Genomic DNA, 13,766 nt, shown 5'->3' with positions numbered 1-13,766 from the left:
CGGCAGCATCGGGCACAGACCTGTTCCGCCCGGTACGAAGGCGGGGCCAGGGCGAATGATAGGGACGAAGTGCCCCCTCACACCACGACGATCACCCCGTCCGGATTTCGACATCCGGGCTCTGCGAAGGGGCGGTTCCGTTCAGGCCGATAGAACAGCGTTGCCCGTGGGCAGGGTCACCGTCGGAATGCTGCTGGCGTCCTTGATCACCTGGCGTTGCGGCACGTAGTGCAGCAGCACGTCGGTTTCCTTCTTGACCACGGCATAACACTCGCAGCTCAGGGCTTCGAGTTTGGGGCGGTCCAGCACCTTGATCAATCCGCGTCCGTACGAAATCACACCCAGTTGCTGCAGCTTCAGCGCCGCCTGGGTGACGCCCTCGCGGCGGACACCGAGCATGTTGGCGATGAATTCCTGCGTCATGGTCAGCTGGTTGCCGGAGAGCCGGTCCATGGACAGCAGCAGCCAGCGGCAGAGTTGCTGGTCGATGGCGTGGTGCCGGTTGCACACGGCGGTCTGGGCGACTTGTGTGATCAGGGCCTGCGTGTAGCGCAGCATCAACACCAGCAACTCGCCATGGCGCTTGAACTCATCCTTCACCCGCGACCGGGGCAGGCGGTAGGCATGACCGGCGCTTTGCACCAGCGAGCGGCTGGGCGTGCTCTCGCCGCCCATGAACAAGGTGATGCCCAGCAGGCCTTCGTTGCCCACCACAAGGATCGCGGTGGAGGCGCCGTTTTCCATCACGTACTGCAGCGAGACGATGGCGTCGGTGGGGAAGTAGACGTGGCGCATGGGACGCCCTGATTCGTACATGAGCCCGCGCAGCGGCAGCGCAACCAGTTCCAGATAGGGGAACAGCCGGTCCTGAACTTCCGGTGACAAGGCGGCCAGCAGATGGTTCTGCCGAGGATGAGGCTGGATTTTGGTTTTGGTGGACATCTCGATGCTCTGGGAAGCTGGAGCTTGTATGACACCCGCTCAAAATTGCGTGGAGCATACACGCACAGCGCGTGCGGGGTCTGCGGGCTGCACAGAGACCTTGTAAGAACGGGGCATCACCAGGTCGTGCGCGTCTTCAGCAACGTGAAGCGCTACCCGCGACTGCGCGCTCAGGCCGCTGGACGGGTCGGCGCGGGCGTCTTCAGCTGCAGCTGACGCTGCCGCAGCCGCTCATCGTCGCCGGCCGCACCCGGTCCGGGTCGGCCAGGGTTTCGGTGCGGCTGTCGAAACCCACGTCTTTCAGGTGCAGGGCGAGGCCGGCGTCCATGCTGGCGGCGTGTTGCGGGAACCATTCGACCAGCGCCTCGGCCAGGCGGGTGATGATTTCCGGGTCGTCGTTCTGATAGTGGGGAATCACCGCGTGCAGCGTTTCCATGATGGTCGCGTGGTGCGAGGCGTGGCAGTTGTCGGCGGTGAAGCCGGTGGCGAGCATCCAGCGTTCTTCCTGCGCAAAGTGGGCGGCGGTGTGCTCCACAAACGCGCGGTAGAGCGGCAACTGCTGGTCTTGCGGGGTGGCGAGCAGCTGGTTGAGCAGGGTGACGAACTCTTCGTGCGTCTCGTCCATGCGGGCGTCGCCGGTCTGCAGGCCGGGGGCCCATTCCAGGCCGGTGGTGACGGGGGCTTCGGGCGTGGCGGTGGTGTTCATGGGGCGCAACTGTACGGGGTGGGTGGGCCGGAAGGCTTGATGAAGGTCAAGCGCCGCAAGACACCGATTGTGCCAGCGGGCGCCGTCTATGATGGCGACGGCGCACCCGCCGGGCCGCGCTTTCCAGCCACCACAGCCAGGAGGAACCCATGGGATTCGTTGACGCGATCAAGACCTGTTTTTCCAAGTACGCCAGTTTCAGCGGCCGCGCGACGCGCGCTGAATACTGGTGGTGGGTGTTGTTTGTGGTGCTGGGCGGGGTGGTCACGGGGGCCGTGAACGATGGTCTGAACGCTGTTTTCGGCCTCGCCATCCTGGTGCCGTCCATCGCCGCGGCGGCTCGCCGCCTGCACGACATCGGCAAGAGTGGCTGGTGGCAGCTGGTGGGGTTCATTCCCCTGCTGGGACTGATCCTGATGATTTACTGGACCGTGCAGCCCAGCCAGGGCGACAACGAATACGGTTCGGCCGGGCCGCTGACCGCCGGAATCTGAACCAGGCGCCCGATCAGGCCAGGCGGGCGCGGTGGCGCGCGATCTGGCTCAGCACCTGGGCCGGCGCGGTGCCACCCAGGGTGTTGCGGGCGTTGAGGCTGCCGCGCAGGCTCAGGCACTCGTAGACGTCTTTTTCAATGCTGGCGTTGAAGCTTTGCAGCACCGCCAGCGGCAGTTCGGACAGATCGCACTGGTGACTCGTGGCGGCTTTCACGGCGTGGGCCACGGTCTCGTGGGCATCGCGGAAGGGCAGGCCTTTTTTCACCAGGTAGTCGGCCAGGTCGGTGGCGGTGGCGTAGCCTTTCTTGGCGGCTTCTTCCATGGCGATGGCGTTGACGGTGATGCCGCCTTCCTTCTGGCCCGTGGCGGGGTTCAGCTGGCCGCCCACCATCTCGGCAAAGATGCGCAGCGTGTCCTTGAGCGTGTCCACGGTGTCGAACAGCGGCTCCTTGTCTTCCTGGTTGTCCTTGTTGTAGGCCAGCGGCTGGCCCTTCATGAGCGTGAGCAAACCCATGAGGTGGCCGAACACGCGGCCGGTCTTGCCGCGCGCGAGTTCAGGCACGTCGGGGTTTTTCTTCTGCGGCATGATCGAACTGCCGGTGGTGAAGCGGTCGGCGATCTTCACGAAACCGAAGTTCTGGCTCATCCACAAAATCAGCTCTTCGCTGTAGCGGCTGATGTGCACCATGCACAGGCTGGCGGCGGCGGTGAACTCGATGGCGAAGTCGCGGTCGCTCACGCCGTCCAGGCTGTTCTGGCAGACCTGCGGGTTGCCTTGTTCATCGACCATGCCCAGGCTCACGGCCACGCGCTCACGGTCCAGCGGGTAGGTGGTGCCAGCCAGCGCCGCGCTGCCCAGCGGCAGGCGGTTGGTGCGGCGGCGCACGTCGGCCAAACGCTCGGCGTCGCGGGCGAACATTTCCACATAGGCCAGCAGGTGGTGCGCAAAGCTCACCGGCTGCGCCACCTGCAGGTGGGTGAAGCCGGGCAGGATGACCTCGACGTTCTGCTCGGCCACGTCCACCAGCGCGGTCTGCAGTTCAACCAGCAGGTCAGAAATCAGGTCGATCTCGCTGCGCAGCCACAGGCGCACGTCGGTGGCGACCTGGTCGTTGCGGCTGCGGCCGGTGTGCAGGCGCTTGCCGGCGTCGCCCACCAGCTGGGTCAGGCGGGCTTCGATGTTCAGGTGCACGTCTTCCAGGTCGAGCTTCCACTCGAACGAGCCGTTTTCGATTTCAGCGCGGATCTGCGCCATGCCGCGTTCGATGGACGTGCGGTCGTCGGCGCCGATGATGCCCTGTGCGGCCAGCATTTCCGCGTGTGCCAGGCTGCCGGTGATGTCGGCCAGCCAGAGGCGTTTGTCAAAAAACACGCTGGCGGTGTAGCGCTTGACCAGTTCGCTCATGGGCTCCGAGAATAGGGCGGACCAGGCTTCGGATTTCTTGTCGAGTTGGTTGGTGGACATGGTGGTGCCAGCGGCTGGGTAGGGAATTGGAGGGCGGCGGGTGCGCCGGGCCGGGCTGGCCGGGTTTTACAAACGGATCTGTGCTGCCCATATCGGGCGGTCGCGGCCTATAGTGCGAGCCATGCAAGACTCCCGAATTTTATCGAGCTTCCAGGACCTCGCACCAGCGTCCGGCACGCGGCCCCTGCGGCGCATGCCCGAGCCGGTGCGCGCCAGCGAACTGGTGTTCGACACCTGCAAGGTCGGCGTGGTGCTGCGGGCGGTGCTGTTCGTGCAGGCCGTCGTGTGGGTGGCGGCAATGTTTGACGCCCAGGGCTGGTGGGCCTGGGCCGGCCAGATGGCCATGCTGACAGGCGCTGCCCTGCCCGCGACACTGGTCTGGTTGCTGGGCGTGTGTGCCCTCAAGCGGCCTCTGGGTCGCCTGCCGATGCCGGCGCAGTGGACCGCGGGCACCTCGTTGGGGGCCTTGGCGGCGTTGTATGGCTGTGCGCTGCTGCACTGGATGGGGCTGGTGGATCCGGCGCCCTGGCTGGCCAGCGCGGCCTCGGGTGCGTTGTTTGCCGCGGTGCTGGTGGCGGCGCTGGTCTGGCGCGCCCGCGCCCGCACACCGGCGAGCACCGCCGCGCGGCTGGCCGAGCTGCAGGCCCGCATCCGGCCGCACTTTCTGTTCAACACGCTCAACAGCGCGATCGCGCTCGTGCGGGCCGAGCCTGCCAAGGCCGAGCGCCTGCTCGAAGACCTGAGCGAACTGTTCCGTCACGCACTCGCTGACTCCAAGGAAGCGGTGCCGCTGAGCCAGGAACTGGAGCTGGCCCGGCACTACCTGGCGATCGAGCAGGTGCGTTTTGGCGCTCGCCTGCGGCTGGAGTGGAGCATCGACGAGTCGGCCTCCGAGGCCCGGCTGCCACCGCTGATCCTTCAGCCGCTGGTGGAAAACGCGGTCAAGCACGGCGTGGAGCCCAGCCCCACCGGTGCCGTGGTGCGCATCAGCACGCAGCGGCGTGGCAGCGTGGTGGTGATCAAGGTGACCAACACCGTGCCGGCGGGCAGCGGCACCAGAGGCAACGGGCTGGCGCTGGACAACGTGCGCCAGCGCCTGGCCCTGTTGCACGACGTGCAGGGCCGGTTTCAGAGCGCACTGGTCGATGGCGTGTTTCAGGTTCGCCTTGAAATACCGGTATAAGCTGTTGTTTCGAGCCTGACAGCAAGGGAGCGTGGCATGGCATTGAAGGTTTTGATCGTTGACGACGAAACATTGGCCCGTTCGCGGCTGCGCACGCTGCTGGGCGATTGCCCCGATCCGCGCACCGAGATCGTGGGCGAAGCGGCCAACGCGGTGCAGGCCATGGAGCAGATCCAGCGCAGTGCCTGCGATCTGGTGCTGCTGGATGTTCACATGCCCGGTGTCGACGGCATGGCGCTGGCCGCCAGCCTGCGTCAGATGGTATCGCCGCCGCAGATCATTTTCGTCACGGCCTATGCTGAACATGCGGTGCAGGCGTTTGACCTGGAAGCCATCGACTACCTGACCAAGCCGGTGCGACTGGAGCGCCTGCAGCAAGCGCTGCAGAAAGCGCAGCGCCTGCGCAGTGTGGGCGGCGAGGGCGCCGCGGCAGATGCGCACGGTGCAGCGGATTGCCTGCTGATCCAGGAGCGCGGGCGCAGCGAGCGCGTGGCGCTGTCGGACGTGATCTACCTCAAGGCCGAGCTGAAATACATCACGGTGCGCACGGCGGAGAAGGAGCACATCTACGACGGCGCCTTGAGCGATCTGGAGCAGAAATACGCGCACCTGTTCGTGCGGGTGCACCGCAATGCGCTGGTGGCGCGCCGCGCAGTGCGGGCGGTGGAGAAGCACAACGATCCTGTGGACGGCGAGGGCTGGACGGTGCGGCTCGATGGGGTGGACGAGCGTCTGTCGGTTTCGCGTCGTCAGCTGGCGGCTGTTCGTGAAGCGTTGATGAGCTGAGTTTTTGCTTGCGTTGCTCCGGTTCTTGAGCTGCTTCGGTCTCCGGTAGCACCGGTCATCGGCAAGCGGGGCGACCGATTTCGCTCATGTCCCCCGGCGGCTGAAGCCGCCTCCTCCTTTACTTCGCTGCATCAGTCACCCCGTTTGCCGATGACCTCCATGGCGAACGGACTGCTCAATGCTGGAACGCCCACGCGGCTCTGGCTGGCGAGGACATGGCGTTCTGCATAGCGAAGTAAAGGAGGAGACGGCCGCAGGCAGTCGGGGGACATGAGCGGCGCAGAGCGCCATGGTCTCGCCAGCGTGCGAGGTGCAACGCAAGAGGCTCAGACCTCAGCCGCCTCAATGAGGAAGCGCACGCGTCGCTGACCCTGCCACTCATCCGCATCCAGCCGGAACGCCAGCTTCACCCGTTCAGGCAATGGCTCGGTATGCCCAAACCAGATGCCGTCCACCGGGTCACCCTGGTGCTTCATCTTGAGAGCAAGGTGCTTCTCGCCCACGAGACGCTGCGACACGATCTGCAGCTCTTCGCAGAACACCGGCGGCGCAAAACCCTGGCCCCACACCTCGTGGTGCAGCGTGTCCACCAGGTCGGTGCGGCGGTACTGCTTGTCGAGCGCGCCGTCGGCTTCCATGCGGCGCTGCAGCGTGGCGGCGTCGAGCCATTCGTGCGCCACCTGCTGCAGCGCGGCTTCAAAAATGTCCAGGTGTTCTTCGTCGATGGTGCAACCCGCCGCCATGGCGTGGCCGCCGAAGCGCAGCAACACGCCCGGGTGGCGCTTGGCCACGAGGTCGAGCGCGTCGCGCAGGTGGAAGCCGGGAATGGAGCGGCCCGAGCCCTTGAGCTCGTTTTCCTTGCCCTCGGCGCCGCTGGCGGCGAACACGAAGGTGGGCCGGTGCATCTTGTCCTTCAGGCGCGAAGCGACGATGCCGACCACGCCTTCGTGGAAGTCCGGGTCGAAGACGATCAGCGCCGGTGGCGGCTCTTCGGATTCGTCGAACATCTCTTCGGCCAGCATCAGCGCCTGGTCGCGCATCTCGCCTTCAATCGCTTTGCGCTCGCGGTTGATGCCATCGAGCGTGCGCGCCAGTTCGTCGGCGCGCAGGCCATCGTCGGTGGTCAGGCACTCGATGCCCAGCGTCATGTCGGCCAGGCGGCCGGCGGCGTTCAGACGCGGGCCCAGCGCAAAGCCGAAGTCGAAGCTGGTGGCTTTTTGAGGCTGGCGCGCGACCACGTTGAACAGCGCCGTCATGCCCGGCGGCATGGCGCCGGCTCGCACGCGCTTCAGGCCCTGGGCCACGAGGCGGCGGTTGTTGGCGTCAAGCTTCACCACGTCGGCGACCGTGCCCAAGGCGACCAGGGGCAGCAGCGTGTCGATCTTCGGTTGTGACTTCGCATCAAACACGCCGCGCTCACGCAATTCGGCGCGCAGCGCCAGCAACACATAGAACATCACGCCGACGCCAGCAATCGATTTGCTCTCGAAATCGCAACCCGGCTGGTTGGGGTTGACGATCACGCAATCGGCGGGCACCACGACCTCGCCGCCTTTCAGCGCGGGCAGGTGGTGGTCGGTCACGATGACCTGCAGGCCCAACTCGCGCGCGGCGCCCACGCCGTCGAGGCTGGCGATGCCGTTGTCCACCGTCACCAGCAGGTCGGCACCTTGCGCCTTCACACGCTTCGCGATGGCGGGCGTGAGGCCGTAGCCGTCGGTCACGCGGTCGGGCACCAGGTAGTTCACGCGGTCAAAACCCATGGGCGCGCCCAGCAGGCGCAGGCCGCGCAGGCCCACGGCGCAGGCGGTGGCGCCGTCGCAGTCATAGTCGGCGACGATGCAGATGGCTTTGTTGGTCGCCATGGCGTCGGCCAGCGCGCGGGCGGCTTCCTGTGCGCCCTTCATGGAAGACGGCGGCAGCAGCAGCGAGAGCGCGTCGTCGAGCTGCTCCTTGGCGGTGATGCCGCGCGCGGCAAACAGGCGCGCCAGCAGCGGGTGCACGCCGCCTTGCTCCAGTGCCCAGGCGGCGCGGGGGGGGACATCGCGGGTGATGATCTTCATAGGGTTTCGAGGGCTTTCCAGGCAGGTTCACTGCCCAGCAGTTTTTTGAACAGGCGTCCCAGGCGCGCGCCGGCGCCGTGTGGGGCGTTGACCCAGGTCTGCGCGCCACGTTCGCCGCAGAGCGTGAGCGTGACCGGCTCAGCACGACGGGCGGCGTCCAGCAGGGTTTTGATCTCGGTGGCGTCGAGCTGCGCCCAGGCCTGTTGCCAGGCCGTCCAGTCGGCGCGCAGCGCGGCCTGGCGCAGGGTATTGGGGACGGTGGGTGCGGGTCGCAGCGGTGCGGGTGCTTCCAGGGCCCCCGCACCGCTGATCCAGAAACCGTTGACCGGCAACAGGCCCCGCGCGGTGCGCGCATCGTGCACCGGGTGCGTGTAGAACAGCATCTGTGCTTCGCTCTGCAGGCGCTTGAGCAGCTGGCTGCCGGCCGGGTTGGCGGGGCTCTGGGGCATCCATCTGTCCACCGGGCGGCCGCTCACGCGGTCCAGGCTGGCGCAGGCGATGCCGCGCAGCGGCTCGCCGCTGGCGTGCCAGAGTGTGGCCGACTCAAAGCGCAGGGTGATGCCGTCTTCGGCGCAATAGGGCTTGAATGCGTCGAACAGGCCACGGGCGTCTTCATTGGTCAAGCCGATCTGCTCGCCCGGCAGCAGGCTCACGTGATCCGTGCCGATCTGGAAATGGCAGGGGCTGAACCAGGCCTGTGGCGTGGCGGGTTCGGCACTCCCGGCGGCGGCCCAGGGGATCTGGCCGTCGTCACAGGCTGAACCATCGGCCTTCACCAGGCCCCGGATCTGCGCCAGCGCGCGCTCGTGCGGCAGGCTCAGCGAGTGCTCGTCACCGCTGTCGGTGGTCGCAGGTGCCAGCTCAGCCAGCAAGGCCCCCAGGTTCGGCAGGTTCAGGCTGTTCAGCACGGTCTGGCACTCCAGCGCACTGGCGCTGGCAAACGGGATCAGCAAGTGCTTGGGCAGAGAGGACAGGGCTTCTGGGGCCATGGAGGCAACGGACATGGGTGCGATTGTCGGGGATGCCACAATCCGCCCTGGACTTCATGATGCAAACCCCCTACGAACTCATACTCGGCTGGCGCTACACCCGCGCCGGCCGCGCCACCCGGCGCAACGGCTTCATCTCCTTCATCTCGGGCGTGTCCATGCTGGGCATTGCGCTGGGCGTGGCGGCGCTCATCATCGTGCTGTCGGTGATGAACGGCTTCCAGAAGGAGGTGCGCGACCGCATGCTGGGCGTGCTTTCGCACATAGAAATTTTCGAGCCGGGTGGCCAGGCGATCCCCGACCTGGCGGCCACGCTGGCCACCATCGAGCGGCATCCCGAGGTGCTGGGCGCGGCGCCTTTCGTGGGCGCTCAGGCGCTGATGGCGCGGGGTGAGGACATGAAGGGCGCGCTGGTCCGGGGCATCGATCCGGCGCTGGAGCCCAAGGTGACGGACCTCGCAGCCGATCTGGCCGACACCGTGTTGCCGCGGCTGGTGCCGGGTGCGTTCGGCGTCATTCTGGGCGGCGAGCTGGCACGCAGCCTGGGGGTGGGCACCGGCGACACGGTGACCCTGATCGCACCCAGCGGTCAGGTGACGCCCGCCGGCGTGGTGCCGCGCATCCGCCAGATGACGGTGGTCGGCACCTTCGATTCGGGCCACTTCGAATACGACTCGGCGCTGGCCCTGCTGCACCAGGAAGACGCCGCGCGCATCTTCCGCGTCGAAGGGCCCACCGGTGTGCGCGTGAAGATCAAGGACCTGCACGCCGCGCGCGAGGTGGCGATTGCCATCGCCGCCGACCTCGATCCGGGCCTGCTGGTGCGCGACTGGACGCGCCAGAACCGCAGCTGGTTCGCGGCGGTTCAGCTGGAAAAACGCATGATGTTCATCATCCTCACGCTGATCGTGGCGGTGGCGGCGTTCAACCTCGTGTCCACGCTGGTGATGACGGTGACCGACAAGCGCGCCGACATCGCCATCCTGCGCACGCTGGGCGCCAGCCCGCAGAGCATCATGGGCATCTTCATGGTGCAGGGCGCGATGGTGGGCATCATCGGCACCGGCGCCGGCCTGCTGCTGGGGCTGGGCGTGGCCTTCAACATCGATACCCTTGTGCCCGCGCTGGAGCGCCTGCTGGGCGCGAGCTTCCTGCCCCAGGACGTGTACCTCATCAGCAGCATGCCCAGCGATCCGCAACAGGGCGACATCCTGCCGGTGGGCCTGATTTCGCTGGTGCTGTCGTTTGTGGCGACCATCTACCCGAGCTGGCGTGCGAGCCGCGTGAACCCCGCGGAGGCGCTGCGTTATGAGTGACCAGCCCATGTCTCCCGTTGTTCTCCAGGCCACCGGCCTGACCAAACGTTTCTCCGAAGGCCGGCTCGATGTGACCGTGCTGCAGGGCGTGGACCTGACGGTGCGCCAGGGCGAAACCGTGGCCATCGTCGGCGCTTCCGGCTCGGGCAAGAGCACGCTGCTGCACCTGCTCGGCGGCCTGGACGCGCCCACCAGCGGCAGCGTGCAACTCATGGGGCAGACGATGTCGGGCCTGAGCGCGACGCAGCAGGGGGCGCTGCGCAACCGGCACCTGGGCTTCGTCTACCAGTTCCACCACCTGCTGCCCGAATTCAGCGCGCGCGACAACGTGGCGATGCCGCTGTGGATCCGCCGCCTGCCGCGTGCTGAAGCGGCCGAAATCGCCACCCGGACCCTGACGCGCGTCGGGCTGGCCGGGCGCCTGCACCACCGACCGTCCGAACTGTCGGGTGGAGAACGCCAGCGCGTGGCCATCGCGCGCGCGCTGGTGACGCAGCCGGCCTGTGTGCTGGCCGACGAACCCACCGGCAACCTCGATCGCGCCACCGCCGACGGTGTGTTCGAACTCATGATGCAGCTCGCCCGCGATCAGGGCACGGCCTTCATCGTCGTTACCCACGACGAGACGCTGGCGGCGCGCTGCGGGCGCGTGCTGCGGTTGACTACCGGCGTGCTGACCTGAGGGTTCAGGGTGCGGTCTGGGCGAAGCGCAGCGGCTGCGCCATGCCGTTCACGTGGATCAGCAGCGTGCGGCCCTGCAGCTCGTAGCGCTCGGCCTTCTGCAGGGCAGCGAGATAGCGCGCCTCCTGCTCGTTCGCCGGCCCCATGCAGGCCATCTTGGTCGAACCCATCTGACCAAAGCCGATGTGGCCCTGCGTGATGCGGACCGAACCGAAGAAGCGGTTGCACGAACCGTTGCCGGCGACGCGACCCGCCTCGGGGAAGATCAGCGTCGCCTGCGAGCGCTCCATCACGGCGCTGTCGCCCAGGGCTTCCAGCCGCCACTCGGTGCCCGTGAGCGAGGGCGCGGCGGGCTGTCCGGCGCAGGCGGCCAGCGAGAGGGAGATGGCCAAGCAGGCGAAGGGGCGGACGAAACAAGAGGTCGAATGGGACATCGGGGGCTCCGGGGCCGCACGGTGTGCCCCACATCGGGCACGCTTCAGGCGGCACAATCAAGGTTATACCGCCATGTGGATCGACACCCATTGCCACCTCGACGCTCCCGAATTCGGCGCTGAACACGCGCTGGCGGTGGAGGCGCGCGAGAGGGCGCGTGGGCTGGGCGTGGGCTTGTGCGTGATCCCGGCGGTGGAGCGCAGCAACTTCGACACCGTGCGCCGGCTGGCACACCGGCTGGGCGACGCCTACGCGCTGGGCATCCATCCGATGTGCGTGCCACAGGCGCGGGACGAAGACCTGGATGCGCTGGACGCGGTGCTGACCGAACACCGCGACGATCCGCGGCTGGTGGCGGTGGGCGAGATCGGGCTGGACTTCTTCGTGCCCGCGCTGTGCGAGCCCGCCATGCGCGAGCGCCAGGCCCGCTTCTACCGCGCGCAGCTGCGGCTGGCGCGCAAGCACGGCCTGCCGGTGATCCTGCACGTGCGGCGCAGCGCCGACGCCTTGCTGGGCGCGTTGCGCGAGCTGCCGGTGGCGGGCGGCATTGCCCACGCTTTTAACGGCAGCGCACAGCAGGCACAGGCTTTTCTCGATCTTGGCTTCAAGCTCGGCTTCGGCGGCGCGGTCACGTTCGATCCGGCGCTGAAACTGCGCCGGCTGGCCGCCGAGTTGCCGCTGTCGGCGCTGGTGATGGAGACCGACGCGCCCGACATCCCGCCGCACTGGCTGTATGCAACGGCGGCGGAGCGCGCAGACGGGCGCTCGCAGGGGGTCAACACGCCGGCCGAGCTGCCGCGCATTGGGCAGGTGGTGGCGGATCTGCGGGGTGTGCCAACCGATGAGCTGGCGCGGGCGACCAGCGCCAACGCCCTGGTTGCGCTGCCGAAACTGGCGGCTTTGGCAGCGGGAGGGGCCGTGGCTTGAGCCGCCTGCAGGGTTTGCCGCCGGTGCTGGACGTGCGCACGCGCCTGCTGGTGCTGGGCAGTTTCCCGGGTGTGGCATCGCTGCGCGCGCAGCAGTATTACGGCCATCCGCAGAACCAGTTCTGGAAGATCCTGGGGGCGCTCTGGCAGCAGCCGCTGATCGCGTTGCCGTATGCCGAGCGCATCGCCGCGCTGCACGAGCATGGCCTGGGGCTGTGGGACGTGTACGGCGCCTGTGAGCGCGAGGGCAGTCTGGACGCCGACATCCGCGCCGCCGAACTCAACGACTTCGCTGCGGTGCAGCGGCAGTGCCCGATGCTGGAGGCGATTGCGCACAACGGGGGTGAGAGCTTCCGGCACGCCAAGCACACGTCGGCCTTCGGGTTGCCGGTGTACAAACTGCCGTCCACCAGCCCGGCCAACGCGAGCTGGTCGTTTGATCGCAAGCTCGCTGCGTGGGCCGAGGTGTTGCGGCGGCATGGGGTTGCTGCATAAAGCCTTTCGCTCCTGGACCTCGCGGGCTTGCTGCGACGGTGCGCTCTGCGCCGCTCATGTCCCCCGGCCCGGCTTCGCCGTGCCTCCTCCTTTACTTCGCTATGCAGAACGCACCGCCACAGCAAGCTGGAGACGTGGGGGTGATCCAGCGTCGAACTGAGAAATGGTGGTTGGGACGTCGACGTCGGGTGGCTGACGCAGCGAAGTAAAGGAGGAGGGCCGGAACGGCCCGGGGGACATTCGCGGAGTCGGCCGCGCGGCGGCGGCGTCCTGGCGCGATGTTGGCCAGAAACACGAGCCCAGAAGAAAAGCCAACCGGCGCGAGAAAAGCCCAGACGGCTTCCCTGTTCATAATGATCGCTTTGCAGTTCCAGAAGTGACAAAGATGCCGTATTGGTTGCCCGTCCGCGCAGCGACGGATTCAGGGGGTTCGCCCGCCCGCCACCCCGTGGCACGGTTCCCCCGCCTGTGGTGTGGTGACCGAAAGGGAGCGCGCGCATGAAGAGCGGAGCCAATGCCACGGCCCGCCGCCGCACCGGGCCGCAGACCCTGCCCGACGTGACCATGTCCGAAGACGGCGAGGTGCGTTTCCTGCACCTGGGGACCGAGTGGATCCAGGGCTCGATGATCATCGACGCGCCGTTCGACATCGAGCTCGACTATGTGCAGCGCATGATGGCCTGGCTGCTGTTCGTGGAGCCCGATTCGGTGGGCAAGCGCCGCGCCATGCAGCTCGGGCTGGGCTCGGCCGCGTTGACCAAGTTCCACTTCAAGCAGTTGCGCATGGACACCACGGCGATCGAGATCAACCCGCAGGTGCTCGCGGCCTGCCGTGGCTGGTTCAAGCTGCCGCCCGACGGCCCGCGCCTGCGCGTGCTGCTGGCCGATGCGGAGCAGGAAATCCGCAACCCGGCGCACACCGGCCAGATCGACGCGCTGCAGGTCGATCTGTACGACCACGAGGCCGCCGCACCCGTGCTCGACAGCCCCGATTTCTACGCCGACTGCCGCTCGGTGCTGACCGACGAGGGCGTCATGACGGTGAACCTCTTTGGCCGCGACGCAAGCTACGAGCGCTCGCTGCAGAGTATCTGCGCGGCGTTTGGTGAAGGCGCGGTCTGGGCTTTCAAGCCCACGCGCGAGGGCAACACCATCGTGCTCGCGCAACGCACCGCCGACCGTCCCACGCGCATGGCGCTGCTGGCGCGGGCCGAAGAAATCCAGTCGCGCTGGCGCCTGCCAGCGGTCAAATGGCTGCGCATTTTCAAACCGGTTGACTGAACGT

Annotated in this window: 14 protein-coding genes; 8 read left to right on the top strand and 6 right to left on the bottom strand. The window is 67.3% G+C overall.

Annotated elements, in window-relative coordinates; genetic code table 11:
• Positions 1 to 141 precede the first annotated feature (141 nt).
• Both AC23D4_RS10640 and AC23D4_RS10635 read right to left on the bottom strand, forming a co-directional pair.
• Positions 142 to 942 carry a Crp/Fnr family transcriptional regulator gene (locus AC23D4_RS10640; protein ID WP_472890077.1) on the bottom strand — a complete coding sequence of 267 codons (801 nt, stop codon included), beginning with the start codon at positions 940 to 942 and terminating at the stop codon, positions 142 to 144.
• A 202-nt stretch (positions 943 to 1,144) separates the two neighbouring features.
• Entirely contained in the window at positions 1,145 to 1,648 is a 504-nt protein-coding gene (locus AC23D4_RS10635; protein ID WP_472890078.1) for a bacteriohemerythrin, read from the bottom strand.
• Between the two features lie 149 nt (positions 1,649 to 1,797).
• Here AC23D4_RS10635 and AC23D4_RS10630 point away from each other — a divergent pair, with 149 nt between their 5' ends.
• Positions 1,798 to 2,142: a DUF805 domain-containing protein gene (locus tag AC23D4_RS10630; RefSeq protein ID WP_472890079.1), complete on the top strand. Its 345-nt coding sequence runs from the start codon at positions 1,798 to 1,800 to the stop codon at positions 2,140 to 2,142.
• 13 nt (positions 2,143 to 2,155) lie between these two features.
• Here the strand turns inward: AC23D4_RS10630 and argH are convergent, their stop codons facing one another.
• On the bottom strand, positions 2,156 to 3,607 hold the full coding sequence (gene argH, locus AC23D4_RS10625) for an argininosuccinate lyase (protein ID WP_472890080.1): 1,452 nt from the start codon (positions 3,605 to 3,607) through the stop codon (positions 2,156 to 2,158).
• 121 nt (positions 3,608 to 3,728) lie between these two features.
• Between argH and AC23D4_RS10620 the strand changes: the two genes are divergently transcribed.
• Both AC23D4_RS10620 and AC23D4_RS10615 read left to right on the top strand, forming a co-directional pair.
• On the top strand, positions 3,729 to 4,790 hold the full coding sequence (locus tag AC23D4_RS10620; protein ID WP_472890081.1) for a sensor histidine kinase: 1,062 nt from the start codon (positions 3,729 to 3,731) through the stop codon (positions 4,788 to 4,790).
• A 36-nt stretch (positions 4,791 to 4,826) separates the two neighbouring features.
• The gene (locus AC23D4_RS10615; protein ID WP_472890082.1) at positions 4,827 to 5,576 is read left to right on the top strand and encodes a LytR/AlgR family response regulator transcription factor; all 750 of its coding nucleotides are present in this window, start codon (positions 4,827 to 4,829) and stop codon (positions 5,574 to 5,576) included.
• 326 nt (positions 5,577 to 5,902) lie between these two features.
• Here the strand turns inward: AC23D4_RS10615 and recJ are convergent, their stop codons facing one another.
• Entirely contained in the window at positions 5,903 to 7,639 is a 1,737-nt protein-coding gene (recJ, locus tag AC23D4_RS10610) for a single-stranded-DNA-specific exonuclease RecJ (RefSeq protein ID WP_472890083.1), read from the bottom strand.
• Positions 7,636 to 8,643 (bottom strand): phosphoglycerate mutase, encoded by a 1,008-nt coding sequence (locus AC23D4_RS10605; RefSeq protein WP_472890084.1) that lies wholly within the window; start codon positions 8,641 to 8,643, stop codon positions 7,636 to 7,638. Before AC23D4_RS10605 ends, recJ begins: the two co-directional genes overlap by 4 nt.
• A 44-nt stretch (positions 8,644 to 8,687) precedes the next feature.
• Between AC23D4_RS10605 and AC23D4_RS10600 the strand changes: the two genes are divergently transcribed.
• Both AC23D4_RS10600 and lolD read left to right on the top strand, forming a co-directional pair.
• Complete coding sequence (locus tag AC23D4_RS10600) at positions 8,688 to 9,944, top strand: lipoprotein-releasing ABC transporter permease subunit (protein WP_472890121.1); 1,257 nt, start codon at positions 8,688 to 8,690, stop codon at positions 9,942 to 9,944.
• Positions 9,945 to 9,951: 7 nt separating this feature from the next.
• A complete protein-coding gene (gene lolD / locus AC23D4_RS10595; protein WP_472890085.1) occupies positions 9,952 to 10,626 on the top strand; it encodes a lipoprotein-releasing ABC transporter ATP-binding protein LolD in 675 nt (224 codons plus the stop codon).
• A gap of 4 nt (positions 10,627 to 10,630) precedes the next feature.
• On the opposite strand, the gene AC23D4_RS10590 is transcribed toward lolD, so the two are convergent.
• Positions 10,631 to 11,059: an META domain-containing protein gene (locus AC23D4_RS10590; protein ID WP_472890086.1), complete on the bottom strand. Its 429-nt coding sequence runs from the start codon at positions 11,057 to 11,059 to the stop codon at positions 10,631 to 10,633.
• A gap of 73 nt (positions 11,060 to 11,132) precedes the next feature.
• Here AC23D4_RS10590 and AC23D4_RS10585 point away from each other — a divergent pair, with 73 nt between their 5' ends.
• The 3 genes from AC23D4_RS10585 (at position 11,133) to AC23D4_RS10575 (ending at position 13,762) form a co-directional block, all read left to right on the top strand.
• Positions 11,133 to 11,987, top strand: a complete 855-nt coding sequence (locus tag AC23D4_RS10585) for a TatD family hydrolase (protein WP_472890087.1) — start codon at positions 11,133 to 11,135, stop codon at positions 11,985 to 11,987.
• Positions 11,984 to 12,481, top strand: coding sequence for a DNA-deoxyinosine glycosylase (locus tag AC23D4_RS10580; protein ID WP_472890088.1), 498 nt, complete (start codon positions 11,984 to 11,986; stop codon positions 12,479 to 12,481). The genes AC23D4_RS10585 and AC23D4_RS10580 overlap by 4 nt, the downstream gene beginning before the upstream one ends.
• A gap of 498 nt (positions 12,482 to 12,979) precedes the next feature.
• Positions 12,980 to 13,762, top strand: coding sequence for a class I SAM-dependent methyltransferase (locus AC23D4_RS10575; RefSeq protein WP_472890089.1), 783 nt, complete (start codon positions 12,980 to 12,982; stop codon positions 13,760 to 13,762).
• The last annotated feature ends 4 nt before the right edge of the window (positions 13,763 to 13,766 follow it).

It is taken from the genome of Hydrogenophaga sp. L76, assembly GCF_057654755.1.
This window is presented reverse-complemented; position numbering and strand designations above follow the sequence as displayed.

What these genes read in the sequence shown, in the direction of transcription:
- AC23D4_RS10600 (WP_472890121.1), top strand. Translation starts at nt 8,688, where the DNA reads ATGCAAACCCCCTACGAACTCATACTCGGCTGGCGCTACACCCGCGCC.
- AC23D4_RS10585 (WP_472890087.1), top strand. Translation starts at nt 11,133, where the DNA reads ATGTGGATCGACACCCATTGCCACCTCGACGCTCCCGAATTCGGCGCT.
- AC23D4_RS10590 (WP_472890086.1), bottom strand. Translation starts at nt 11,059, where the DNA reads ATGTCCCATTCGACCTCTTGTTTCGTCCGCCCCTTCGCCTGCTTGGCC.
- lolD (WP_472890085.1), top strand. Translation starts at nt 9,952, where the DNA reads ATGTCTCCCGTTGTTCTCCAGGCCACCGGCCTGACCAAACGTTTCTCC.
- recJ (WP_472890083.1), bottom strand. Translation starts at nt 7,639, where the DNA reads ATGAAGATCATCACCCGCGATGTCCCCCCCCGCGCCGCCTGGGCACTG.
- AC23D4_RS10605 (WP_472890084.1), bottom strand. Translation starts at nt 8,643, where the DNA reads ATGTCCGTTGCCTCCATGGCCCCAGAAGCCCTGTCCTCTCTGCCCAAG.
- AC23D4_RS10575 (WP_472890089.1), top strand. Translation starts at nt 12,980, where the DNA reads ATGAAGAGCGGAGCCAATGCCACGGCCCGCCGCCGCACCGGGCCGCAG.
- AC23D4_RS10635 (WP_472890078.1), bottom strand. Translation starts at nt 1,648, where the DNA reads ATGAACACCACCGCCACGCCCGAAGCCCCCGTCACCACCGGCCTGGAA.
- AC23D4_RS10615 (WP_472890082.1), top strand. Translation starts at nt 4,827, where the DNA reads ATGGCATTGAAGGTTTTGATCGTTGACGACGAAACATTGGCCCGTTCG.
- AC23D4_RS10630 (WP_472890079.1), top strand. Translation starts at nt 1,798, where the DNA reads ATGGGATTCGTTGACGCGATCAAGACCTGTTTTTCCAAGTACGCCAGT.
- AC23D4_RS10640 (WP_472890077.1), bottom strand. Translation starts at nt 942, where the DNA reads ATGTCCACCAAAACCAAAATCCAGCCTCATCCTCGGCAGAACCATCTG.
- argH (WP_472890080.1), bottom strand. Translation starts at nt 3,607, where the DNA reads ATGTCCACCAACCAACTCGACAAGAAATCCGAAGCCTGGTCCGCCCTA.
- AC23D4_RS10620 (WP_472890081.1), top strand. Translation starts at nt 3,729, where the DNA reads ATGCAAGACTCCCGAATTTTATCGAGCTTCCAGGACCTCGCACCAGCG.